Here is a 22,533-nt window from a genome sequence, read left to right on the forward strand (position 1 = left end):
GCCTCGGATAGGGTGATTGAGTAGGAAAAACACCCCCCGGGGTCAGGACGATGCGTTGGACAGTCATCAGTCGGCGAGCGAGACGCCGGAGCGGCCGGACGCTGCCGTCGGATACGCGGGTGTGCTGCGCGAGCTGCTGCCGATCGCCCTCTGGAGGGAGGACGCCGACGGCCGCGTCGTCGAGTGGTCCCTCGCCGCGCAGGACCTCCTCGGGCACCGCCCCGAGGACCTCATCGGCCGTCCCGCCGCGCCCGTGCTCGTGCCCGACGCCAACCGGGAACTCGCCGACCAGCTGACCCGGCGGGTCCAGTCCGGCGAGTCCGTCGTGGGCACCCTGCCCGTGCGCCACCGTGACGGCCACGACGTGATCATGGAGATGTGGATCGTCCCCGACGCCGACCCCCAGGGACGGACCGGGGCCATGCTCATCGCCGTGGAGACCTCCGAGGTCCTGCGCATGCGCGACTCCCTGGCGGCCCTCCAGAGCCTGTTCACCCAGTCGCCCATCGGCCTCGCCACCCTCGGCCCCGACCTGCGCTTCCTGCGCGTCAACGACGCCCTGGCACGGATGAACGGCGTCTCCCCGGCCGAACACCTCGGCAGGCGCCTGACCGAGGTCGTACCGGGCGTCAACGCGGCCGCCCTCGAGGCCACGATGCAGCAGGTCCTGGTCGGCGGCGAAGCCGTCGTCGACGTACGCCGCACCGGGCGGACACCGTCCGACCCCGACCACGACCACACCTGGTCCTGCTCGTACGCCCCGCTGCTCGACGGCTCCGGCCGCCGGCTGGGCCTGATCGCCTCCCTCATCGACATCACCGAGAGCCAGCGCGCCCAGGTCGAGGTCGAGCGGGCCCGCCACCGCTTCGCCCTGCTCGCCGAGGCCGGCACCCGGATCGGCACCACCCTCGACCTGCGGCAGACCGCGGAGGAGGTCGTCCAGGTACTCGTTCCCCGGCTCGCCGACTCCGCCGACGTGCAGATGCTCGAGGCGGTCCTCGAACCCGACGAGGCCGCCGCCTCCACCCGGGGCGTCCTGCGCCGGCTCGCCGCCGCCTTCCCCGAACCGACCGCCCCCACCGCCTACCTGGTCGCCGGGCAGACGTACCAGGTCCCGCTCGGCACCGTGTACGAGAGCGTGCTCACCGACGGCCGCCCCATGAACCTCTACCACTCCGACCTCGACGCGCTGTTCCCCGACCCGCGCGCCGCCCCGCTGCGGGACTACTTCGCGGACCGCATCGGCTCGGCCCGCATGGTCCCGATGGTCGCCCGCGGCAAGGTGCTCGGCGCCGTGACCGTGACCCGGGTCAAGGAGCGCGAGCCGTTCGACGAACAGGAGCGCGTCCTCATCGACGACCTGGTGGCGCGCGCGGCGCTCAGCATCGACAACGCCCGGATGTACACCGGCCAGCGCGAGGCCGCCCTGACGCTCCAGCGCAGCCTGACCAACAACGCCCTGCCCCGGGTCGGCGGCCTGGAGCTCACCGGGCGCTACCTCCCCGCCAGCGACCACGACGTCGGCGGCGACTGGTTCGACGTCATCGCCCTGCCCGAAGGCCGCACGGGCCTCGTGATCGGCGACGTCRTSGGCCACGGCATCCACGCCGCGGCGGTCATGGGCCAGCTCCGCACCGCCGTCCGGACGCTCGCCCGCGAGGGCGTCCCGCCCGCCCAGCTGCTCCGCTCCCTGGACGCGGTCGTCGCGGATCTGGGGGAGGACGAGATGGCGACCTGCGTGTACGCCGTCCACGATCCGGCGTCCGGCTGCGTCGTGATCGCCCGGGCCGGGCACCCGCCGCCCGCCGTCGCCACGGCCGACGGCGCGATCACCTTCCTGGAGGGTTCGCTCGGCACGCCCCTCGGCACCGGTGGCCGGGACTTCTGCACGCAGGAGGTGCTGCTGCCCCCGGGCTCCCTGCTCGTGCTGTACACCGACGGCCTCATCGAGGCCCGGGACCGCGACCTCGACGAGGGCATGGACCAGCTCGCCCGTGCCCTGTTCGACCTCGAGAGGCCGCTGACCCGGCTCTGCGACGGCATCCTCGACGAGCTGCTGACCGGCGCGCCGCAGGACGACGTGGCCGTCCTGCTCGCCCGGACCGCCCTCGGCTGACCGCGCCCCGACCGACCCCGCGCGGGCCCTCCCGGCCGCGGAGGCCCGGGACTCCGGACGCGGGCCGCCCGCCTCACCAGGCCAGGTCCTCCAGCGCGTCCAGGTCAGGCACCGGCACCGCCGCCTGCACGCCCCCGGTGAGCGGCAGCTCGGCCCAGATGACCTTGCCCCGCTCGGTGTAGCGGGTGCCCCAGCGCTCCGCGAACTGGGCGACCAGGAACAGACCGCGCCCGCCCTCGTCCGTGGTGGCGGCGTAGCGCAGGTGCGGCGACGTGCTGCTGCCGTCGGAGATCTCGCAGATGAGCTGCTCATCCCGCAGCAGCCGCACCTTGATCGGCTCGGCGCCGTACCGGATCGCGTTGGTGACCAGCTCGCTCAGGATCAGCTCGGCGGAGAACGCGATGTCCTCCAGGTCCCAGGCGGCCAGTTGCGCCGCGCCCTCGTTGCGGATCCGGGAGACCTCCGCCGGGTCGGAGGGCACCGTCCACTCCGCGATCCGGTCCGCCGGCAGCCGACGGGTGTCGGCGACCAGCAGGGCGATGTCGTCGTCCGGCGCCGGGACGAGCAGGGAGGCCAGGACGTCCGCGCACGCCTGCTCGGGGCTCCGGCCGGTCGTCGCCAGCGCGTCGCGCAGCAGTGCGATTCCGGTGTCGAAGTCCCGGTCGCGGTCCTCCAGGAGGCCGTCGGTGWACAGSACGAGGCGGCTGCCCTCCGGCAGCCGGAGCGCCGTGGCCTCGAAGGGCATCCCGCCCACGCCCAGCGGCAGGCCGACCGGCAGCTCGGGGAACTCCACCCGCCCGTCCGGGTGCACGACCGCGGGCCCGGGATGCCCGGCGCCGGCCATCGAGCAGTGGCCGCTGGCGGGGTCGTAGACCACGTACAGGCAGGTGGCGCCGGTGATCCGTTCCGGCGAGTCGTCCTCGCCGCCGTCGGCGCCGTTCTCGCCGTTCCCCCCACCGCTGTCGGGGCGGTCGATCCGGTCGATCAGCTCGTCGAGGTGGCCGAGGAGCTCGTCGGGCGGCAGGTCCAGGGTGGAGAAGTTGAGCACGGCCGTCCGCAGCCGGCCCATGGTCGCCGCCGCGTGCAGCCCGTGGCCGACGACGTCGCCGACGACCAGTGCCACCCGGGCCCCCGGAAGCGGGATCACGTCGAACCAGTCGCCGCCCACCCCCGCCTTCGCCGGCAGGTACCGGTAGGCGACGTCGACGGCGGACAGCTCCGGCAGCACCCGGGGGAGGAGGCTGCGCTGGAGGGTCACGGCCATGGCGTGCTCGCGGGTGAACCGGCGCGCGTTGTCGATGGAGACCGCGGCCCGCGCGGTCAGCTCCTCCCCGAAGGACACGTCCTCGTCGTCGAAGGGCTCGGGGGTCTCGGCCCGCCAGAAGTTGGCCAGCCCGAGCACGACCCCGCGGGCCATCAGCGGCGCCGCGACCAGCGAGTGCAGACCGTAGGCGAGCGCGGCGGCGGCGCCCTCGGGATCCTGGGCGCGCCAGCCGTCGGCCGTGTGCAGGTCGGTCACGAGGACGGCGTGCGCGGTGTCGAGCGCCACCGCCATCGGCGTCGTCGGCACGTCGCACCGGATCAGGTCGCCGACCGGCTGCAGCGGCGGCTGCTCCCCGATGCCCGACAGCGCGGCGCGGCGCATCTCGGTGTACGCGCCGCTCGGCTCCTCGCCCTGCAGCACCGGCTCCAGGAGTTCCACGGTCACGTAGTCGGCGAAGCGCGGCACCGCTACCTCCGACAGCTCCTCGGCGGTCCGCGCCACGTCCAGCGTGCTGCCGATCCGCACCCCGGCGTCGTAGAGCAGCTGGAGGCGGCCGCGGGCCACCTCCGCCCGGCCGGAGAGCGAGGCCAGCTCGGTCGAGTCCCGCAGGGTCATGACGGTGCCGGTGGGCCGGCCCTTGTAGGGCGCGGTCGGACGCACGTTGACGGCGAGGAGCCGGTCGCCCGCCAGATGCACCTCGTCCGTCACGCTGCGGCCGGAGGCGAGCAGCGAGGCGGTACGGGGGTCGAGACCCAGCTCCGTCACGTGCCGCTGCTCGGCGTCCGGCGCCAGGTCGAGCAGCCGTCGCGCCTCGTCGTTGGCGAGCAGCAGCCTGCGGTCCGCGTCGATGATGAGCACCCCCTCGCGCACGGCGTGCAGGACCGCCTCGTGGTGCTCGTTGATCCGGGTCATCTCCAGCGGCCCCAGGCCGTGGGTCTGCCGGAGCAGCCGGCGGGTCACCAGCGCGGCGCCGCCCATCGCGAGGACCAGGGCGCCCGCCGCGGTGCCGATGAGGAGCGGCAGCTGGCCCTCGACGACGTTGGAGACGTTCTCGACCTCGATGCCGGTGCCGACCAGGCCCACGATGTCGCCGTCGTCGGTCCGGATGGGCACGATCGCGCGGACCGCGCTGGTCGGCTCGCCGGTGAAGACCTCGGTGAACGACTCCCCGCCCCTGGCGCGCGCGATGTCGCCGGTCGCGCGCTGCCCGATCAGCTCCGGCCGGGAGTCGGTGTAGCGGATGCCGTCGGGGGTCATGACGGCGATGAAGTCGACCCCCGCGGCCTTGCGGGCCGCCTCGGTCCGCGGCTGGAGCACGGCCGACGGGTCCGGTGCCCGCAGGGCGTCCAGCAGCCCCGGGGCGTGCGCGAAGGCCTCGGCGGCGGCGAGCGAGCGGTTGCGCGCGTCCGCCTCGGTGTCGTACCGGGCCTGGAGGATCAGGGCCAGGGTCCCCACGGCGACGAGCAGGCACACGATGATCGCCTGCAGGGCGAACACCTGCCCGGCGACGCTGCGGAGCCCCAGCCCCCGTGTTCGGCCAAGCCTTCCGGTCATGGGGCTCTTCTCGTGGCTGCGGCTGTGATCACGGACTCGGCTGTCACCCGTTCACTTCCTCGGCACGTCGGGGCCGTAGGGGAACCCGTCCTTCCATGCTGCGCCTGCCGGGGCAGGAAATCGAGACGGGACCGGCATGCGTGTCGCGCCACCGCGGCCCCGGTGGGGGGAGCGGCCCGCCCGGCATCCGCGCGGCCGGGGGCCGCGCGGAGCCGGGCAGGCCGAGGTCGATGTCGTTTTCTCGCCAGCGAGGAGCCCTCCCCGTCGCCGATGCTTGAACCCATGCACACCGACACCGAGGCCTGCGTCCGGGCCGTCAAGTCGAAGGACGCCCGCTTCGACGGCGTCTTCTTCACCGCCGTCCGGACCACCCGGATCTACTGCCGGCCCAGTTGCCCGGTCGTGCCGCCCAAGGTGGAGAACATGGTGTTCCACCCCAGCGCGGCCTCCTGCCAGCGCGCCGGATTCCGGGCGTGCAAGCGCTGCCGGCCCGACACCAGCCCCGGCTCCCCGGAGTGGAACGTCCGCGCCGACGTCGTCGCCCGCGCCATGCGGCTGATCCGCGACGGCGTGGTGGACCGCGAGGGCGTGCCCGGACTCGCCGCGAGGCTCGGCTACTCCACCCGCCAGATCGAGCGCCAGCTCCTCGCGGAGCTCGGCGCCGGCCCGCTCGCCCTGGCCCGCGCCCAGCGCGCCCAGGCGGCGCGCGTGCTCATCGAGACCACGCCGATGCCGATGGCCGAGATCGCGTTCGCTGCCGGTTTCTCCTCGATCCGCACCTTCAACGACACCGTTCGCCAGGTCTTCGCGCTGCCGCCCGGTGAGCTGCGCTCCCGCGCGACCCGCTCCCGGGGGTCCGCCCACGCCCCGCGCACCCCGGGCGTGATCGTGCTGCGGCTGCCGTACCGCGCGCCCCTCAACCCGTCCAACCTGTTCGGCCACCTCGCCGCGACCGCCGTCCCCGGCGTGGAGGAGTGGCGGGACGGCGCCTACCGCAGGACGCTGAGCCTGCCGCACGGCCACGGGATCGTGGCCCTCGGCCCGCGCCCCGACCACATCGCCTGCCGCCTGTTCCTCACCGACCCGCGCGACCTGACCAACGCCATCAGCCGCTGCCGCTGGCTGCTCGACCTGGACGCCGACCCGGTGGCCGTCGACGACCAGCTGCGGACCGACCCGCTGCTGGCGCCGCTGGTCGACGCCGCGCCCGGGCGCCGGGTGCCGCGGACGGTCGACGCCGCCGAGTTCGCCGTACGGGCGGTGCTGGGCCAGCAGGTGTCCACCGCCGCGGCCCGGACCCACGCGGCGCGCCTGGTCGCCGCGCACGGCGTACCGGTCGACGACCCCGAGGGCGGGCTCACCCACCTCTTCCCGGCGCCGGAGGCACTGGCCTCGCTCGACCCCGCGTCGCTCGCCCTGCCCCGCAGCCGCCGGACCACGCTCGTCACCCTCGTCGGGGCACTCGCCGACGGCTCGCTGCGGCTCGGCCTGGACAGCGACCGGGACGAGGCACGGGCCCGGCTCCTGGCCCTGCCCGGCTTCGGCCCGTGGACCACCGAGGTCATCGCGATGCGGGCGCTGGGGGACCCGGACGCGTTCCTGCCGGGCGACCTCGGCATGCGCCGGGCGGCCGAGGGCCTCGGGCTGCCGTCCACCCCGGCCGCCCTCACGGCCGCCGCCGCGCGCTGGCGGCCCTGGCGGGCGTACGCGGTCCAGTACCTCTGGGCCACCGACGACCACCCGATCAACCACCTCCCGGACACGGCCTGAAGGCCGTCCGGCCGTCTCCGGCGGGCGCACGACGCCGGACGGCGCAGGACAGGACACCCCTCGCTCCCTCCGCCTCGGACCGAGGCGGAGGACGCCGCACGCCGGCCCGACCGCCCACACCCCAGGAAGCCGACACCATGCCCCTCGTCCAGCACACGGTCGTGGACAGCCCGTACGACGCGCTCACCCTGGTCGCCGTCGACGGCGTCCTCAGCCGTATGTACATGACCGACCAGCGCCACCGTCCGCCGGAGGAGACCTTCGGGGAGCCCGACCCGCGGCCCTTCGGCGAGGCGATCCGGCAGCTCGACGCGTACTTCGCGGGCGAGCTGACGGAGTTCGACCTTCCGCTGCGCCTCGACGGCACCGAGTTCCAGCTGCGGGTCTGGGAGCAGCTGCGGCGCATCCCGTACGGCGAGACCCGCACCTACGGCGAGCTGGCCGAGGCCCTCGGCAACCCCGGCGCCTCGCGCGCGGTCGGCCTGGCGAACGGGAAGAACCCGGTCACCATCATCGTGCCGTGTCACCGGGTGATCGGGGCGGGCGGCGGCCTGACCGGCTACGGTGGCGGGCTCAGCCGCAAGCAGCGGCTGCTGGCCTTCGAATCGGGCGCGGCCGAGCCGGACGCGCTCTTCTGACGGGCACCGGACGGCGCCATGGCCGCACCGGACGGCACCGCACCGCACCGGACCGCACCGGACCGCGGCAGGCGGTCCGGTGCGCGGGACGCGACGCCCTCGTGCCGKCCGGTGTCCGAAGTGCCGTCAGGTCTTCAGGCGTACCGGCCGAGGATCTTCGGCAGCGCGGTCCCGATCGGCTCGCGGACGAGCTCGTCGGCGACCGCGTCGTACGGGGTCGGCTGGGCGTTGACGATGATCAGACGGGCCCCGTGCTCCGCGGCGATGCCCGCGAGCGAGGCCGCCGGCTGGACCTGCAGGCTGGTGCCGACGGCGATGAACACCTCGGTCGCCTTGGCGATCGACATCGCCTCGCCCAGCACCACCGGGTCGAGTCGCTGCCCGAACATCACGGTGGCCGACTTGAGGACGGCCCCGCAGGAGAGGCACCCCGGATCGTCCTCACCGGCGCGCACCCGGTCCAGGGCGTCGCTCATCGACGACCGGGCGTGGCAGCCGGTGCACACCACCGAGCGGGCCGAGCCGTGGAGTTCGAGCACCTTGCGTTCGGACAGCCCGGCGATCTGGTGCAGGCCGTCGACGTTCTGGGTGATCACCCGGACCGGGTTCCCGGTCCGCTCGAACGCGGCGATCGCCCGGTGCGCCGCGTTCGGCTCGGCACGCAGCACGGGCCCCTCCAGACGCACCCGCCACGCGCGCCGCCGGATCGCGGGATCCTTCATGTAGTGCTCGTAGGTGGCGAGCTTCTCCGCCTCCGGATCCCGCGTCCACACCCCGTCGGGTCCTCGGTAGTCCGGGATGCCGGAATCCGTGGAGATCCCGGCTCCGCTGAGTATCGCGACCATGGTCATGTCGCGAGCGTATGCGGGTCGGTGGCGCCGTCGCGAACGGTTTGTCCGGCGCCGCGTTCCCGTCGCGGGCCGAGGCGCCGGCCGGGCGGTCAGCGCGGCGGAAGGCCGTTCTCCAGCTCCACCGGCCCGCCTCCGCGAGCCAGCACGTCCAGGGCGGCGAGGACCCGCAGACCCAGGCTGCCCGGCAGGTGGGCGGCGACCTCGTCGGGTGTGATCAGCTTCCAGGACAGCAGCTCGTCCGCCGGGAGCCGGATCGCGGCGAGCCGCTCCTCGGAGAGCACCCCGCCGTCGTAGACGTAGGCCACGATCGGCGGCCGCGCCGTCCCGAGCACCCAGTCGACCGCGAGGAGCGGACCGAGCGCGACGTCCAGGCCGATCTCCTCGGCCGTCTCGCGGCGCGCTCCCTGGCGCGGCGTCTCGCCCGTGTCGGACTCGATGGTGCCGCCGGGCAGGGCCCAGCCCTCGCGGTAGTCGGGCTCCACGACCAGGATCCGGCCGGCGGCGTCCCGGAAGAGCGCGGCGGCGCCGGCCAGGACGCGGGGCAGGCTCGCGATGTACGTGGCGTAGTCGGTCGTCGTCATGGCGTCAGCGTAGCCAGCCGCACGGTCCGCTCCGCCAGCTCGCCGATCCGCGCGCCGTCGAACCCGAAGACCGCGCTGCGCACCAGGTCCGCCAGCGGCTCGCCCCACTGCGGAGGGATCGCGGCGGCCCCGCACAGCACCCCCGCCACCGAGCCCGCCGTCGCCCCGTTGGAGTCGGTGTCCAGACCGCCGCGCACCGTCAGCGCGATCGTGCGGGTGAAGTCGCCCTCGCCGTACAGCAGGCCCGCGGTCAGGACCGCGGCGTTGGGCAGGACGTGGATCCAGCCCAGCCCCGCGGTCCGCGCGGCCAGTTCGGCGAGGGTGTCGGACCACGGCGTGCCCGACTCGTAGAGCGCGATCGTCCCCCGCACCGTGCGGGCGAGTCGGCTGCTCGCCGGGATCCGCTCGAGCGCGGTCTCCAGTGCGGTCCGCACGTCGGGCGCCACGAAGGCGGCCGCGATCAGGGCGGCGGCCCACATCGCCCCGTACACGCCGTTGCCCGTGTGCGACAGGACCGCGTCGCGCCGGGCGAGGGAAGCGGCCCGGCGCGGGTCGCCGGGCGAGGTCCAGCCGTACACGTCGGCCCGGATCAGGGCGCCGATCCACTCCTGGTAGGGGTTGTCGTAGGTGGCGGTGAGCGGGGGCCCGAGGCCGTTGGCGAGGTTCCGGTACGCGACGCGCTCCGCCGTGAACGTCTGGAGGTAGGGCAGGCGCAGCAGCCAGAGCTCGCCGACCTGCTCGGTGGTGAACGAGAAGCCCCGGGTCTCCAGGAGATGCAGGCCGAGGATCGCGTAGTCGACGTCGTCGTCCCGGCAGCTCCCGTGGATCCGGCCGCGCACGCACTGCGGCCACTCGGGCCGCAGCTCGAAGCCGGCGGCGTCCGGCGGCGGCGGTGGCAGGTAGTCGGTCAGCGGCAGGGCGTCCGTCAGCCGGAGGTAGGCGTCGATGTGTCCGGGAGTCCAGTGGTCGCCCTGCTCGACGGGCTTGCCGAGCATGTTCCCGGCGATCCTGCCCGTCCAGCCGCCGAGGATCCGGTCGGCGAGTTCGGCGTGCGTGAGCCCCATACCTCCGGTGTACCGAAGGGGTGCCCCCGGCGCGCGCCGAGCGTCCGCCCGGTGGCGCCCGCCCCTTCCTGTACCCCGGGTCGGAGTCGTCGGGGCGTGAGGTTTGATCGATCGGTTCCGTGCTCGTGATGCCCCGCCGTGGTGCGGAATATCGCCCTATCAGGGGGTGGCACGCCGTCTTCCGGTCCGGATAGGGTCGGCCCTGGCGCGACTGCCTGTTCGAAAGCAAGGGATGCAAGGTGACGGACGGAGCAGTAACTGAGGTCGCACGTGTGCTCGTCGCGGCCGACAAGTTCAAGGGCTCGCTCACGGCCGTACAGGTCGCGGAGCGGGTCACAGCAGGGCTGCGACGGGTCGTCCCGGAGCTCGACGTGGAGACACTGCCCGTCGCGGACGGCGGCGACGGTACGGTCGCGGCCGCGGTCGCGGCCGGGTTCGAGCGCCGTGAGGTGACGGTGACCGGGCCGCTCGGCGAGCCGGTCACGGCGGCGTACGCGCTGCGCGGCACCACCGCGGTCGTCGAGATGGCGGAGGCGTCCGGCCTCCAGCTCCTCCCGCGCGGCGTCTTCGCGCCGCTGACGGCGACGACGTACGGCTCCGGCGAGCTGCTGCGGGCAGCCCTGGACGCCGGCGCGACCCAGATCGTGTTCGGTGTCGGCGGCAGCGCGACGACCGACGGCGGCGCCGGCATGCTGGCGGCGCTCGGCGCGGAGTTCCTCGACGCCGACGGTGCGCCCGTCGGCCCGGGCGGTGGCGGGCTGCGCGACCTCGCCACGGCGGACCTCTCCGGCATCGACCCCCGGTTCGCCTCGGTCGACCTGGTCCTGGCCAGCGACGTGGACAACCCGCTGACCGGACCGAAGGGCGCGCCGGCCGTCTACGGCCCGCAGAAGGGCGCGTCCCCCGAGGACGTCGAGACCCTGGACGCGGCTCTCTCGCACTTCGTCACGGTCCTGGAGCGTTCCATCGGCGCCAAGGCCGCCGACTGCGCGGCCGCCCCGGGCGCGGGCGGCGCCGGCGGCATCGGCTACGGCGCGCTCGTCGGCCTCGACGCGAGCTTCCGCCCGGGTATCGAGCTGATGCTCGACGTGCTGGGCTTCGCCCCCGCGCTGGCGAAGGCCACGCTGGTCATCACCGGTGAGGGCTCCCTCGACGAGCAGACCCTGCACGGCAAGGCGCCCGCCGGCGTCGCCGCGGCCGCCCGAGCGGCGGACAAGGAGGTCGTCGCGGTCTGCGGTCGCCTCGCCCTGGCCCCGGAGAGCCTGGGGGCGGCCGGGATCCGCCGCGCCTACCCGCTCACGGACCTGGAGCCGGACACCGCCGCCTGCATCGCCAACGCCGGCCCGCTCCTGGAGCAGGTCGCGGCGAACATCGCGCGGGACTTCCTGACCTGACGGGACCGCTCCCGGGGAGCGTCCGCCGTCGCCCCCCCCGGCCCCCTCGCGGGCCGGGGGGGGCGACGGCCGCCCCGGACGCGGGCGGGCCCTTTCCCGGGCCCGCGCGAACGGCCTTCCCCGAGGGGCGCACGAGCGGCCCCGCCCGTCACCTCACCCCGCCGCCGTGAGGCGGAAGGCGTCCAGGGCCAGGGTCATCTCGGTCAGGTCCCGCGGCCGCGACAACGAACGGGACGTCAGCTGCTCCAGGCGGCGCAGCCGGTTGAAGACCGTGTTCCGGTGGCAGTACAGGCGGCCCGCCGCCCGTCCCGCCGAACCCTCGCAGTCCAGCCAGACGTCCAGCGTCTCCAGCAGGATCGCCCGGTCCGCTGGGTCCAGCTCCAGCAGCCCGCCGAGGACGTCCGCCACGAGCAGACCCGCGAGTTCCGGCTGGCCCACCACCAGCGCGCCCGCCATCCGGCGGTCCAGCCGGACGACCTGCCGGGACTCCGGCGGACAGGTGCGCAGGGCCAGTTCGGCCAGCCGGCGCCCACGGCCCAGCTCCGAGAGACCGGCGACCACCGGGCTGATGCCGCCCGGCCCCGGACAGCGCCCCTCCAGCAGCTCCGCCAGCGCGTCCAGCCCCGTGCCCTCCGCCAGCGACACCACGCCGATCTCGCAGTCCGCCCGCATCCGCCACAGGAACCGCACCCCCGCTCCCTGCACCCGGCGGTGGAACGGCTCGGAGGGCTCCCGCCGGTCGTGCCGCAGCACCACCACCGCGTAGCGTCCGTGCTCCGGCAGATCCAGACCCGCCGCCGCCCGCGACACGACCTCGGGCGAGCGCTGCCCCTGGAGCAGCGCGTCGAGAAGCGCCTGGAGCTGCTCGTCCGTACGACGCTGGAGCTCCAGCTCCGTCGCCCGGTACGCCTCCGACGCCGTGTCCGCCTGCGCGTCCACCGCCGACCACACGATCGTCGCCGACTGCATCAGCGTCGCGAGCTGCGCCGCGTCCGCCGTCTCGATCAGCGCGTCCCACACCAGGTGCCCGGCATGGCGGTAGGCGTGCACCACCAGCTCCAGCGGCATGCCCTGCTCCGCGCGCCGCCGCCCCATCTCCTCCGCGTGCACCAGGTCGCGGCGAGGCGAGTCACGGGGCGCCGAGATCATCTCGATGCCGACCCGCATCGCCGCGTGGGCCTCCTGCCAGTGCTGGTCGTACGGCACGATCCGGCCATAGGCGGGCTCGTACTCGTACAGCTCCCGAAGATGCTCGTCCACCAGCTCGGGCAGGCGCTCCAGCAGTGCCGTGCACGCCCGTGCCAGAAGCTTCCAGTCGTCGCCGGTCCGTGGTCTGCGCCGTCCCATGCCCCGGAGGATGCCACCCCCCTGCCCTCCGCCGCAGGCCCCTGACACGCAGTGTTGTGCGCGTGCACAACCCGCCGCCGCGCCCGCTGGGCACCGGCAGCGATTCCGCCGCCGGACGTGGACCTGCGGCCCGCGCGGTGCTGGGGTGAGCGCCACTGAACAGGCCACGGAATCCGAAGCGGACCCCCGGGCATGCCCGGAGACCCGGCATGCCCGAGGACCGATCGGGCCACGGAAGGGGAGCCATGGGAGGTACCGCACTCGCACTCGAGGTGGCGGACCTGTCGGCGGGGTACGGACCGGTCCGCGCACTGCGCCGGGTGACGCTCGACGTACCGGAGGGCAGCGTCGTCACCGTCCTCGGCGGAAACGGCGCCGGCAAGTCCACACTGCTGCGGGCGATCTCGCGCACACTGTCGTTCCACGGCGGGTCCGTCACGGCCGGCACCGTGACGTTCGGCGACCGGCCGCTCGGCGGGCTCGCCCCGGACCGGGTGGTCGCCGCCGGGGTCTCCCAGGTACCGGAGGGACGCCAGGTCTTCGCCCGGATGACGGTCGAGGACAACCTGCGCGCCGGGATGCTCGGAGCACGCGGCGACCGCGCGGGGCGGACCTCCGCCCTGCGGCGGGTCCACGAGCTCTTCCCGGTCCTCGCCGACCGGGCGCAGCAGAAGGCCGGGCTGCTGTCCGGCGGCGAGCAGCAGATGCTCGCCGTCGGCCGAGCCCTGATGGCCTCGCCGAAGCTGCTCCTCCTGGACGAGCCCTCGCTCGGCCTCGCGCCGCTGATGGCCGCCCGGATCGCCGACACCATCCGCGAGATCAACGCCCAGGGCACCGCAGTGCTCCTCGTCGAACAGAACGCGGCGCTCGCCCTGAGGCTCGCCTCCCGGGCGTACGTCCTGGAGGTCGGCGAGGTCACCCTGTCCGGACCGGCCGAGGAGCTCGCCGCCTCCGACGAGGTGCGCCGGCGCTATCTGGGCGTGGTCGACGAGGACGCCGCCGCCGACGCGGCGGGCGCCGCGACGGCGCACCCCGTGCTCTCCCGCTGGGAGGAAGTCCGATGACACCGCTCGCGGTCCCGCCCTCCGGCCCGGCCACGGCGTCCGCGCCGGCCGAGCCCGTACCCGCCCTGCACGTGGAGAACCTGACCGTCCGCTTCGCCGGGCTCACCGCGCTCGACGCCGTCGGCTTCACCGTCCGGCCCGGCACCGTCCACGCCGTCATCGGGCCCAACGGCGCGGGCAAGTCCACCTGTTTCAACGTCCTGTCCGGGGTCTACAAGGCCACCTCCGGATCCGTCCGCTTCGGCGCGCACGAACTCACCGCGCTGCCGCCGCACAAGATCGCCGGCCTCGGGGTCGCCCGCATCTTCCAGAACCTCGCCCTGCCGCCGCGCGCCACCGTCGAGGACAGCCTGATGCTCGGCCGGCACCGGCTCACCCGGACCGGCTTCGTCGCCGCCGGACTCCGGCTGCCCGCGGCGGCCCGCGAGGAGGCGCGGCACCGGGCCCGGGTCCGGGAGATCGCCGCCTTCGTCGGCCTGGAGAAGCAGCTCGGGCAGCCGGCCGGCTCGCTCCCGTACGGCCAGCAGAAGCTCGCCGAACTGGCCCGCGCGCTGTGCATGGAGCCCCGGCTGCTGCTCCTGGACGAGCCCGTCGCCGGCATGACCGCCGACGAGCGGCGCCGTACCGCCGCGGTCATCGCGGGCGTCCGCGACAGCCTCGGCATCTCCATCGTCCTCGTCGAACACGACATGGGCGTGGTGATGCGCCTCGCCGACGCCGTCACCGTCCTCGATTTCGGCCGTCGCATCGCCGACGGCACCCCCGCCGACGTCCAGAACGACCCGGCGGTCGTCCGCGCCTACCTCGGAGAGGAGAACGCCGAGTGACCACCTTTGCCGAACTCCTCCTGGGCGGCGTCTCGCTGGGCTCCATCTACGCCCTCATCGCCCTCGGCTTCGTGGTGATCTTCCGCGCCACCGAGGTCGTCAACTTCGCGCACGCCTCGCTCCTGCTCGCCGGCGGCTACATCACCGCCGTGCTCCACGACGACATCGGATTCTGGCCCGCGCTGCTGGTCGGCATCGCCGGTGCGGCGCTGGTCGGCGCGGCGGTCGAGTTCCTCGTCATGCGCCGCTACCGCGGCTCGGACCACAGCGTGCTCGCGATCGTCACGATCGGCGTCGACATCCTCCTCGCCACCGAACTGACCCGCCGCATCGGCACCGACATCCTGGCGCTCGGCGACCCCTGGGGCGACTCCGTCGTCGCACTCGGACCCGTCACGATCGCGCAGACCCGGATCGCCGCGTTCCTCGCCGCCGGCCTCCTCATCACCGCCTTCCTGCTGGCCTTCCGCCACACCTCCTGGGGAGTCGCCATGCGGGCCGCGGCCGAGAACCAGGAGACCGCGGCCCTCATGGGCATCCGCCTCGGCCGCGTCTCGCTCGGCGCCTGGGCGGTGGCCGGCGGACTCGCCGCCGTCGCCGCACTCTTCCTGACCGTCTTCCCGACCCCCGGCCTGGAGCGCACCACCTCGCTCGCCGCGCTGAAGGCCTTCCCGGCCGCGATCCTCGGCGGCCTGGACTCCACCACCGGCGCCCTCGTCGGCGGACTCCTCGTCGGCATCACCGAATCCCTCGCCACCGGCTACCAGGGCGACCTGACCTTCCTCGGCCGCGGCATCGGCGACCTCGCGCCCTACCTCGTGATGGTCGCGGTGCTGCTGATCCGCCCGGCCGGACTCTTCGGCACGAAGGAGCCGGCCCGTGTCTGACGCCCTGCCCCGCCGCGGACTCGCGGCCGTCACCCGCCCCCGGGTGTACGGCTGGGCCGCCGCCGGCCTCGTCCTCGCCGCCTTCCCCTTCTATCTGGACCGCTTCTGGCTCCAGGCGGGACTCTTCGCCATGGCCGCCGCCATCGGCGCCCTCGGCATCAACCTGCTGACCGGCGCCACCGGCCAGCTCTCCATGGGCCACGCCTTCTTCCTCGCCGTCGGCGCGTACGGATACTGCGCCTTCGCCGGCGACGGTGCCGACGGACTGGCCGGACTCGGGCTGCCCGGATGGCTCGCCGCCGTCCTGGCCGTCGCCCTGGCGGGCCTCGCGGGCGGGGTCTTCAGCCCCATCGCCGGCCGGCTGCGCGGCGCCTACCTCGGCATCGCCACCCTCGCGCTGATCTTCATCGGCCAGCACGTGCTGTTCAACGCGCACGACCTCACCGGCGGCTACAACGGCCGGGCGGTGCCCCCGCTGTCGCTGTTCGGGATCACCTTCGACGACAGCGAACTCCTCGTCGCCCAGGTGCCCTTCGGCTCCGCCGAGAAGCTCTGGTACCTGGGGCTGGCCCTGCTCCTCGCCGGCGCGCTCTTCGCCCGCGGCGTCCTGCGCGGCCGTCCGGGCCGCGCCATGAACGCCATCCGCGACCACCGGATCGCGGCCGGCGTCATGGGGATCCCCGTGGCCCGCTACCGGGCCGCCGTCTTCGTCCTGTCGTCCATGTACGCGGGCCTCGCCGGCGTCCTCCTCGCGCTGGTCTTCCAGCGCACCGTGCCGGAGTACTTCGGCATGATGCTCTCCCTCGAATACCTGGCCATGATCGTCATCGGCGGTCTCGGCTCGGTCGCCGGAGCGGTGGTCGGAGGCGTCTTCGTCTCCCTGCTGCCGCAGCTCCTCAACCGGTACAGCGACGCCCTGCCCCTGGTCTCCGCCCCCGGGACGGGCGGGATCGCACCGGGGGAGGCCGCGCGCTACCTGTACGGCGCCGCCGTGGTCGCGGTGGTGCTGTTCCTGCCCGGAGGCCTGGTCCGGCTTGCCTCCCGGCGATCCACGCACCCCATCCAACCCTCAGTGGAGGACAGATGAACCACCGACGACGGGCCGTGCGGGGCCTGGCCGCCGCAGTCGCCGCCCTGGTCGCGCTGACTGCCGCAGGCTGCAGCAGCAAGGCCAAGAGCAGCGACGACTCGGGCACCGGAGCGGGCGGGGTGAAGGCCGGCAAGGGCGTCACCGACAAGACCATCTCGCTCGGCGCGCTCACCGACATGACGGGGGTGTACGCCACCCTCGGCAAGAGCGTCACGCAGGCGCAGCAGCTCTACGTGAAGCAGGTCAACGCCTCCGGCGGCATCTGCGGACGGCAGCTGGAGCTGACCGTGCGCGACCACGGCTACGACCCGCAGAAGGCGCTGTCCGCCTACACCGAACTGGAGCCGAAGGTCGTCGGCTTCCCCCAGTTCATCGGCTCCCCGTTCGTCGCCGCGGTCAAGCCCCGCGTCGACGGCCAGGACAAGGGACTCGTGCTGCCGCAGGCCTGGTCGGCCTCGCTGCTCGGTTCCCCGTACATCCGCGTCCTCGGCTCCACCTACGACGTCGAGACGATCAACGCCGTCGACTTCCTGGTCACCGAGAAGGGCCTGAAGGCGGGGGACAAGCTCGGCCACGTCTACTTCGAGGGCGACTACGGCGAGAACGCGCTCAAGGGCTCCCGCTACGCCGCCGAGAAGGCCGGCCTCACGGTGGTCGAGCAGAAGATCAAGCCGACGGACAACGACATGTCGGCGCAGGTCGCGGCGCTCAAGCAGGCGGGCGTCAAGGGCATCGTCCTCAGCGCGGGCCCGCGCCAGGCCGCCTCGCTCGTCGGCGTCGCCGCGGCGACCGGGCTGCGGGTGCCGGTCATCGGCAACAACTCGGCCTTCGCCCCGCAGCTGCTGGGCACCCAGGCCGGGCCCGCCCTGGAGAAGATGTACTGGTTCGCCTCCCCGAGCCTCCCGATCGGCGCCGACACCCCCGCCGCGAAGAAGCTCGTCGCCGACTACAAGGCCGCCTACCCGAGCGACGGCCTCGACAACGGCATCGTCGCCGGCTGGACCGCGGCGACCGTCTTCGGCGAGGCGCTGAAGAAGGCGTGCGAGGCGAAGGACCTCACGCGAGAGGGCGTCGACAAGGCGCTCCTCACCCTGAACGGCTACGACGCCGGCTTCGGCATGAAGCACGACTTCGGCGACCCGAAGGCCCCGTCGTCCCGTGAGTCCGTGATCATCCAGCCGGACAAGTCCGTCGCCGGGGGCATGCGGACCGTCCGTACGCCCTTCGTCTCGGAGGCGGCGCGGAGCTACGCGGTGAAGTGACCGGCCGACCGTCCGGCCTCCGCCCCGACCGACGACCCGGTCGTCCGGTCGGGGCGGGGGCCCGCCACCCGTTCCGGCGCGCGAGGCCCGCGCGCCGGGACGGGTGCTTCGGTGTCCTGCCGTTCGCCCCGGGCCCCGGTGCTCGGGGCGGCGGGGCGCCGCCCCGCCGTCCGAGGCGGTGGGCGCTCGGGCGGCGGCGCGACCGGCGCCCAGGCGCCGTCCGGGGCACGAGGTGATCGCGCCCCCGGGCATGTCGTCATCTCGTCGCAACAACCCGATGTGAAGCTCGGGCCATGAACGTGTACTGCACCGTCMGGCCCGTCACCCCGGACGACCCCCGGGTCCCCGCGCTCCTCGCCGCCTACCACCTGCGCACGGAGGCGGAGAAGGGCGTCCCCGTCGCCTCGGCCGCCGAGCTGCCCCCCGCCTACCGCGCGGAGGCGCTCGACCCGGCGACCGCCTTCGCCGCCGACACCGTCCTGCTGGCCGTGGACGAGGCGGACACCGCCGTCGGGCTCGTGGTGCTGACCGCGTCGCACCAGGACGGCGTCCCCGAGATCAAACGGCTCTGGGTCGCCCCGGAGGCCCGGGGCAAGGGCGCCGCCGCGGCCCTGATGGACGGTGCGGTGGACCACGCGACCCGGGCGGGGGTGCCCGCGGTGCGGCTCTCCGTCTGGCTGTGGCGGGGGCGGGCCATCGCCCTCTACCGCAGGCTCGGCTTCGAGACGGTCCGGCCCTGGGACGACCGGCCGGGTCTGCTCTGCCTGGAGAAACCGCTGCGGACAGCGGCGGGGTCGGACACGCCGGCGCGCATCGAGCGGCTCGCGGCGGCCCGGATCCGCGCCCACGCCCCGGACGGTCTCGCCGCCCTGCTCGTCGACGCCGTCGACGGCGGCGCCTCCCTCGGCTTCCTCGCCCCCCTGGACCCGGCCGAGGCGGCCGACTGGTGGCTCACGGTGGCCGACGAGGCCGAGCGGGGCGCGCGGACGGTCTGGACGGCGCACGGGCCCGGCGACGTGGTCCTCGGAGCCGTCACGCTGGTCCCCGGAGACAAGGCGAACGGACGCCACCGCGGTGAGATCGCCCGGCTGATCGTGCACCGCGGGGCGCGCGGACAGGGACTCGGCGGCCGGCTGCTCGCCGCGGCGGAGGAACACGCGGCGGGGGAGGGCCTGACCCTGCTGGTCCTCGACACCCAGACCGACAGCCCGGCCGAGCGCCTGTACCGCAGGGCGGGCTGGACGGCGGCCGGGACCATCCCCGACTACGCGGCCGACCCCGCCGGCATCCTGCGCCCCACCACGCTGTACTACAAGCGGATCGGACCGCTTCCGCGGACCGAGTAGGCGCCGGGCAGACGAAAGGGCCCGGGTGCGTCGTCCGCACCCGGGCCCTTCTCGTTCGCGTCCAGCGCTACGGCAGCTGCGCCGCCCGCGCCTCGCGGTTCTCGCGTCGGTTGCCGCGGAAGGTGTTCACCCGGCGGGCCGTCGCGAAGAGGGGGATCACGGCGCCCATCACGACCTGGAGCGCGCAGCCGGCCTGGAGCAGGAACGCGCCTCCCGGCGCGTCGAACGCCCACGCCGCCAGCATGCCCATGGCACCGACGATCCAGCTGAGCATCGCCACCGCGAGGACACCCCGCGGCTTGGGGTACTCGACCCGGCTCACCATCAGCCAGGCCACCCCGATGATCGCGAGCAGCGTCGGGATGAACGGCAGCTCCAGCAGCACGATCGAGACCACCGTGAGCGCGCCGAACGGGCTCGGCATGCCCTGGAACATGCCGTCCTTCATCGTCACGCAGGAGAATCTGGCGAGCCGCAGCACCACGGCCAGCAGCACGACGATCGCGGCCACCGCCGAGACCTTCTGCTGCGCGTCGTCCGCGACCATGCCGTACACCAGCACGAAGTAGGCCGGGGCCAGACCGAAGCTGATCAGGTCCGAGAGGTTGTCGAGTTCGGCGCCCATCGGCGACGAGCGCAGCTTGCGGGCCACGATCCCGTCGAAGAGGTCGAAGATCGCCGCGCACAGCATCAGGATCACGGCGGTGGCGGCGCTGTTGCGCGCCATGCCGGTCTCGGTGCTGCCCGTGAGGTGCGGGATGAGGATGCCGGTGGTGGTGAAGTACACCGCCATGAACCCGCACGTGGCGTTACCGAGCGTGAGGGCGTCCGCTATGGACAGCCTCAGCGACAGCGGCATCTCCTCGGCCTCGTCGTCCTCCGCGTCGGCGACCCAGTCGCCGGCCCGCGTGTCGGGATCAATCACGGTCAATTCGAGTCACCCCCGCGGTCGTGGTCTGACCGACCTCGACAGCGACGTCGACACCTTCCGGAAGGTAGATGTCAACGCGCGACCCGAAGCGGATCAGACCGATGCGCTCGCCCTGCTCGACCTTCGTCCCCTGGGGGATGTACGGCACGATGCGGCGCGCGACGGCACCCGCGATCTGCACCATCTCGATGTCGCCGAGCTCGGTGTCGAAGTGCCAGACAACGCGCTCGTTGTTCTCGCTCTCCTTGTTGAACGCCGGGACGAACCCGCCGGGGATGTGCTCCACGGACGTCACCGTGCCGGCCAGCGGCGCGCGGTTGACGTGGACGTTCAGCGGGCTCATGAAGATGGCGACGCGGGTGCGTCCGTCCTTCCACGGCATGATGCTCTGCACCACACCGTCGGCGGGCGAGATGACCCGGCCCTGCGCGATCTCGCGCTCGGGGTCGCGGAAGAACCACAGCATGCCCGCCGCGAGAGCGGTGGTGGGCACGGCGACGGCGGCCCAGCGTCCGGACTTGCGGGCCCGGGCGAGGCTGAGCGCTGCGGTGGCGACGGTCGGCAGAAGCCACGGCGATGCTCCGCGCGCGAGGCGTACGCCGGTGAGGCTGTCGCGAGGTGCAGAGGTTTGGCTGTGGGGCATGGATGACCTTCGTAGCGGATGATGCCGCACTGGCAACGGGGGACGGCGGCTTTCGGGCGATGCTATCGGTTGCGGGCCGCAACTGGGCAAGCCAGAAGCCGAGTCGGCGGCCGGAAGACGATGACAGGGTGTGATCTTCTTCGCGGCCAAACCGACCCGAATGCGACAATCACCCCTGGAATCGGTACTCCTCGAGCAGCCGGCGCCCAATGATCATTTTCTGGATCTCGGCGGTACCTTCGCCGATCAGCAGCATCGGCGCCTCGCGGTAGAGACGCTCGATCTCGTACTCCTTCGAGAACCCGTATCCCCCGTGGATACGGAAGGCGTCCTCGACGACCTCCTTGCAGTATTCGGAGGCGAGGTACTTCGCCATCCCTGCTTCGAGGTCGTTTCGTTCTCCGGAGTCCTTTTTGCGTGCTGCGTTCACCATCATCGCATGAGCGGCCTCGACCTTGGTAGCCATCTCGGCAAGCTTGAACTGAATCGCCTGGTGCTGGGCGATCGGCTTGCCGAAAGTGTGACGTTGCTGGGCATAAGAGACACCCAGTTCGAAAGCACGCTGTGCGACGCCGCAGCCACGTGCCGCCACATTGACGCGGCCGACCTCCACGCCGTCCATCATTTGGTAAAACCCTCGGCCGGTGGTGCCGCCGAGGACCCGATTGGCCGGAATGCGCAGTCCGTCCATGATGAGCTCGGTGGTGTCGACACCCTTGTAGCCCATCTTGTCGATCTTCCCGGGGATCGTGAGGCCCGGACGGACCTCTCCGAAGCCGGGCTCCTTCTCGACGAGGAAGGTCGTCATCGACTTGTGGGGGGCGGTGCCCTCCGGGTGTCCTTCGTCACTTCGGACGAGGACGGCCACCAGCGTTGACGTTCCGCCGTTCGTCAGCCACATCTTCTGGCCGTTGAGGACGTACTCGTCGCCGTCCTTGACCGCCTTGGACGTGATCGCGGACACGTCCGAGCCCAGGGCCGGCTCCGACATCGAGAACGCGCCACGCGTCTCGCCGGCCGCCATGCGGGGCAGGAAGTACTCCTTCTGCTCCTGGGTGCCGTGCTGCTTGAGCATGTACGCCACGATGAAGTGGGTGTTGATGATGCCGGAGACCGACATCCAGCCGCGGGCGATCTCCTCCACGCAGAGCGCGTAGGTGAGGAGCGACTCACCCAGGCCCCCGTACTCCTCGGGGATCATCAGACCGAAGACGCCGAGCTCCTTGAGCCCGTCGACGATCTCCTGGGGGTACTCGTCGCGGTGCTCCAGCTCCGTCGCGACCGGGATGATCTCCTTGTCGACGAAGTCCCGGACGGTGGAGAGGATCTCCTGCTGCACATCGGTCAGACCGTGGGTCTGGGCGAGTCGCGCCATGACTACTTCTCCGACTTCTTGGAGGGCTCGATCAGCTCGGGGCGGCCGGGCTGCTCGCCGCCGCGCTCCTTGATGTACGTCTCGGTGGGGACCATCACCTTGCGGCGGAAGATGCAGACGAGCGTGCCGTCCTGCTTGTAGCCCTTGGTCTCGACGTAGACGATGCCGCGGTCGTTCTTCGACTTCGAGGGGGTCTTGTCGAGGACCGTGGTCTCGCCGTAGATGGTGTCGCCGTGGAAGGTCGGCGCCACGTGGCGCAGCGACTCGATCTCCAGGTTGGCGATCGCCTTGCCCGAGACGTCCGGGACGGACATGCCGAGCAGCAGCGAGTAGATGTAGTTGCCGACGACGACGTTCTTGCCGAAGTCCGTCGTGTTCTCCGCGTAGTTCACGTCCATGTGAAGCGGGTGGTGGTTCATCGTCAGCAGACAGAAGAGGTGGTCGTCGTACTCGGTGACCGTCTTTCCGGGCCAGTGCTTGTAGACGGCACCGACTTCGAACTCTTCATAGGTTCGGCCGAACTGCATGG

The 22,533-nt window shown here is 73.2% G+C and carries 19 protein-coding genes; 10 read left to right on the forward strand and 9 right to left on the reverse strand.

Features of this window, described 5'->3' with window-relative positions:
- Window positions 1-55 precede the first annotated feature (55 nt).
- The gene (locus EAO71_RS34515; RefSeq protein ID WP_147981767.1) at window positions 56-2,116 is read left to right on the forward strand and encodes a SpoIIE family protein phosphatase; all 2,061 of its coding nucleotides are present in this window, start codon (window positions 56-58) and stop codon (window positions 2,114-2,116) included.
- 73 nt (window positions 2,117-2,189) lie between these two features.
- Here the strand turns inward: EAO71_RS34515 and EAO71_RS34520 are convergent, their stop codons facing one another.
- Window positions 2,190-4,934 carry a SpoIIE family protein phosphatase gene (locus tag EAO71_RS34520; RefSeq protein WP_147981768.1) on the reverse strand — a complete coding sequence of 915 codons (2,745 nt, stop codon included), beginning with the start codon at window positions 4,932-4,934 and terminating at the stop codon, window positions 2,190-2,192.
- A gap of 282 nt (window positions 4,935-5,216) precedes the next feature.
- Here EAO71_RS34520 and EAO71_RS34525 point away from each other — a divergent pair, with 282 nt between their 5' ends.
- Together EAO71_RS34525 and EAO71_RS34530 are read left to right on the forward strand one after the other, a co-directional pair.
- Complete coding sequence (locus EAO71_RS34525) at window positions 5,217-6,704, forward strand: AlkA N-terminal domain-containing protein (RefSeq protein WP_147981769.1); 1,488 nt, start codon at window positions 5,217-5,219, stop codon at window positions 6,702-6,704.
- Window positions 6,705-6,841: 137 nt separating this feature from the next.
- Complete coding sequence (locus EAO71_RS34530) at window positions 6,842-7,342, forward strand: methylated-DNA--[protein]-cysteine S-methyltransferase (protein ID WP_147981770.1); 501 nt, start codon at window positions 6,842-6,844, stop codon at window positions 7,340-7,342.
- Between the two features lie 134 nt (window positions 7,343-7,476).
- On the opposite strand, the gene EAO71_RS34535 is transcribed toward EAO71_RS34530, so the two are convergent.
- The 3 genes from EAO71_RS34535 to EAO71_RS34545 form a co-directional block, all read right to left on the reverse strand.
- Window positions 7,477-8,193, reverse strand: a complete 717-nt coding sequence (locus EAO71_RS34535; RefSeq protein ID WP_147981771.1) for an SIR2 family NAD-dependent protein deacylase — start codon at window positions 8,191-8,193, stop codon at window positions 7,477-7,479.
- Between the two features lie 89 nt (window positions 8,194-8,282).
- A complete protein-coding gene (locus tag EAO71_RS34540) occupies window positions 8,283-8,774 on the reverse strand; it encodes an NUDIX domain-containing protein (protein ID WP_147981772.1) in 492 nt (163 codons plus the stop codon).
- Window positions 8,771-9,838, reverse strand: coding sequence for an ADP-ribosylglycohydrolase family protein (locus EAO71_RS34545; RefSeq protein WP_147981773.1), 1,068 nt, complete (start codon window positions 9,836-9,838; stop codon window positions 8,771-8,773). The genes EAO71_RS34540 and EAO71_RS34545 overlap by 4 nt, the downstream gene beginning before the upstream one ends.
- A 239-nt stretch (window positions 9,839-10,077) precedes the next feature.
- Here EAO71_RS34545 and EAO71_RS34550 point away from each other — a divergent pair, with 239 nt between their 5' ends.
- Window positions 10,078-11,232 (forward strand): glycerate kinase, encoded by a 1,155-nt coding sequence (locus tag EAO71_RS34550; protein ID WP_147981774.1) that lies wholly within the window; start codon window positions 10,078-10,080, stop codon window positions 11,230-11,232.
- Window positions 11,233-11,385: 153 nt separating this feature from the next.
- Here the strand turns inward: EAO71_RS34550 and EAO71_RS34555 are convergent, their stop codons facing one another.
- The gene (locus tag EAO71_RS34555) at window positions 11,386-12,579 is read right to left on the reverse strand and encodes a PucR family transcriptional regulator (RefSeq protein ID WP_147981775.1); all 1,194 of its coding nucleotides are present in this window, start codon (window positions 12,577-12,579) and stop codon (window positions 11,386-11,388) included.
- Window positions 12,580-12,824: 245 nt separating this feature from the next.
- Here EAO71_RS34555 and EAO71_RS34560 point away from each other — a divergent pair, with 245 nt between their 5' ends.
- The 6 genes from EAO71_RS34560 to EAO71_RS39830 all read left to right on the forward strand — a co-directional run bounded on the left by EAO71_RS34560 (window position 12,825) and on the right by EAO71_RS39830 (window position 19,055).
- Entirely contained in the window at window positions 12,825-13,643 is an 819-nt protein-coding gene (locus EAO71_RS34560; protein ID WP_147981776.1) for an ABC transporter ATP-binding protein, read from the forward strand.
- Window positions 13,640-14,470 (forward strand): ABC transporter ATP-binding protein, encoded by an 831-nt coding sequence (locus EAO71_RS34565; protein ID WP_261992489.1) that lies wholly within the window; start codon window positions 13,640-13,642, stop codon window positions 14,468-14,470. Before EAO71_RS34560 ends, EAO71_RS34565 begins: the two co-directional genes overlap by 4 nt.
- The gene (locus EAO71_RS34570) at window positions 14,467-15,357 is read left to right on the forward strand and encodes a branched-chain amino acid ABC transporter permease (protein ID WP_147981777.1); all 891 of its coding nucleotides are present in this window, start codon (window positions 14,467-14,469) and stop codon (window positions 15,355-15,357) included. The genes EAO71_RS34565 and EAO71_RS34570 overlap by 4 nt, the downstream gene beginning before the upstream one ends.
- Complete coding sequence (locus tag EAO71_RS34575) at window positions 15,350-16,444, forward strand: branched-chain amino acid ABC transporter permease (protein ID WP_147981778.1); 1,095 nt, start codon at window positions 15,350-15,352, stop codon at window positions 16,442-16,444. The genes EAO71_RS34570 and EAO71_RS34575 overlap by 8 nt, the downstream gene beginning before the upstream one ends.
- Window positions 16,441-17,709 carry an ABC transporter substrate-binding protein gene (locus EAO71_RS34580; protein ID WP_147981779.1) on the forward strand — a complete coding sequence of 423 codons (1,269 nt, stop codon included), beginning with the start codon at window positions 16,441-16,443 and terminating at the stop codon, window positions 17,707-17,709. Before EAO71_RS34575 ends, EAO71_RS34580 begins: the two co-directional genes overlap by 4 nt.
- A 293-nt stretch (window positions 17,710-18,002) precedes the next feature.
- A complete protein-coding gene (locus tag EAO71_RS39830) occupies window positions 18,003-19,055 on the forward strand; it encodes a GNAT family N-acetyltransferase (protein ID WP_147981780.1) in 1,053 nt (350 codons plus the stop codon).
- 67 nt (window positions 19,056-19,122) lie between these two features.
- Here EAO71_RS39830 and pssA read toward each other — a convergent pair whose 3' ends face one another.
- From pssA to EAO71_RS34605, 4 genes are all read right to left on the reverse strand, one after another.
- Window positions 19,123-19,980, reverse strand: coding sequence for a CDP-diacylglycerol--serine O-phosphatidyltransferase (gene pssA / locus EAO71_RS34590; RefSeq protein WP_147981827.1), 858 nt, complete (start codon window positions 19,978-19,980; stop codon window positions 19,123-19,125).
- Window positions 19,973-20,629 (reverse strand): phosphatidylserine decarboxylase, encoded by a 657-nt coding sequence (locus EAO71_RS34595; protein WP_147981781.1) that lies wholly within the window; start codon window positions 20,627-20,629, stop codon window positions 19,973-19,975. Before EAO71_RS34595 ends, pssA begins: the two co-directional genes overlap by 8 nt.
- Window positions 20,630-20,798: 169 nt before the next feature.
- Window positions 20,799-22,004 carry an acyl-CoA dehydrogenase family protein gene (locus tag EAO71_RS34600; protein ID WP_147981782.1) on the reverse strand — a complete coding sequence of 402 codons (1,206 nt, stop codon included), beginning with the start codon at window positions 22,002-22,004 and terminating at the stop codon, window positions 20,799-20,801.
- A gap of 2 nt (window positions 22,005-22,006) precedes the next feature.
- Window positions 22,007-22,531, reverse strand: a complete 525-nt coding sequence (locus EAO71_RS34605) for a MaoC family dehydratase (RefSeq protein ID WP_147981783.1) — start codon at window positions 22,529-22,531, stop codon at window positions 22,007-22,009.
- Between the last annotated feature and the right edge of the window lie 2 nt (window positions 22,532-22,533).

Source organism: Streptomyces sp. MS191 (genome assembly GCF_008042125.1).
Taxonomy (GTDB): Bacteria; Actinomycetota; Actinomycetes; order Streptomycetales; family Streptomycetaceae; genus Streptomyces.

Bases quoted from the DNA above. Each gene is read 5' to 3' on its own strand.
- EAO71_RS34525 (WP_147981769.1), top strand. From the start codon at position 5,217: ATGCACACCGACACCGAGGCCTGCGTCCGGGCCGTCAAGTCGAAGGAC.
- EAO71_RS34530 (WP_147981770.1), top strand. From the start codon at position 6,842: ATGCCCCTCGTCCAGCACACGGTCGTGGACAGCCCGTACGACGCGCTC.
- EAO71_RS34535 (WP_147981771.1), bottom strand. From the start codon at position 8,193: ATGACCATGGTCGCGATACTCAGCGGAGCCGGGATCTCCACGGATTCC.
- EAO71_RS34540 (WP_147981772.1), bottom strand. From the start codon at position 8,774: ATGACGACGACCGACTACGCCACGTACATCGCGAGCCTGCCCCGCGTC.
- EAO71_RS34545 (WP_147981773.1), bottom strand. From the start codon at position 9,838: ATGGGGCTCACGCACGCCGAACTCGCCGACCGGATCCTCGGCGGCTGG.
- EAO71_RS34555 (WP_147981775.1), bottom strand. From the start codon at position 12,579: ATGGGACGGCGCAGACCACGGACCGGCGACGACTGGAAGCTTCTGGCA.
- EAO71_RS34560 (WP_147981776.1), top strand. From the start codon at position 12,825: ATGGGAGGTACCGCACTCGCACTCGAGGTGGCGGACCTGTCGGCGGGG.
- EAO71_RS34565 (WP_261992489.1), top strand. From the start codon at position 13,640: ATGACACCGCTCGCGGTCCCGCCCTCCGGCCCGGCCACGGCGTCCGCG.
- EAO71_RS34580 (WP_147981779.1), top strand. From the start codon at position 16,441: ATGAACCACCGACGACGGGCCGTGCGGGGCCTGGCCGCCGCAGTCGCC.
- EAO71_RS34595 (WP_147981781.1), bottom strand. From the start codon at position 20,629: ATGCCCCACAGCCAAACCTCTGCACCTCGCGACAGCCTCACCGGCGTA.
- EAO71_RS34600 (WP_147981782.1), bottom strand. From the start codon at position 22,004: ATGGCGCGACTCGCCCAGACCCACGGTCTGACCGATGTGCAGCAGGAG.
- EAO71_RS34605 (WP_147981783.1), bottom strand. From the start codon at position 22,531: ATGCAGTTCGGCCGAACCTATGAAGAGTTCGAAGTCGGTGCCGTCTAC.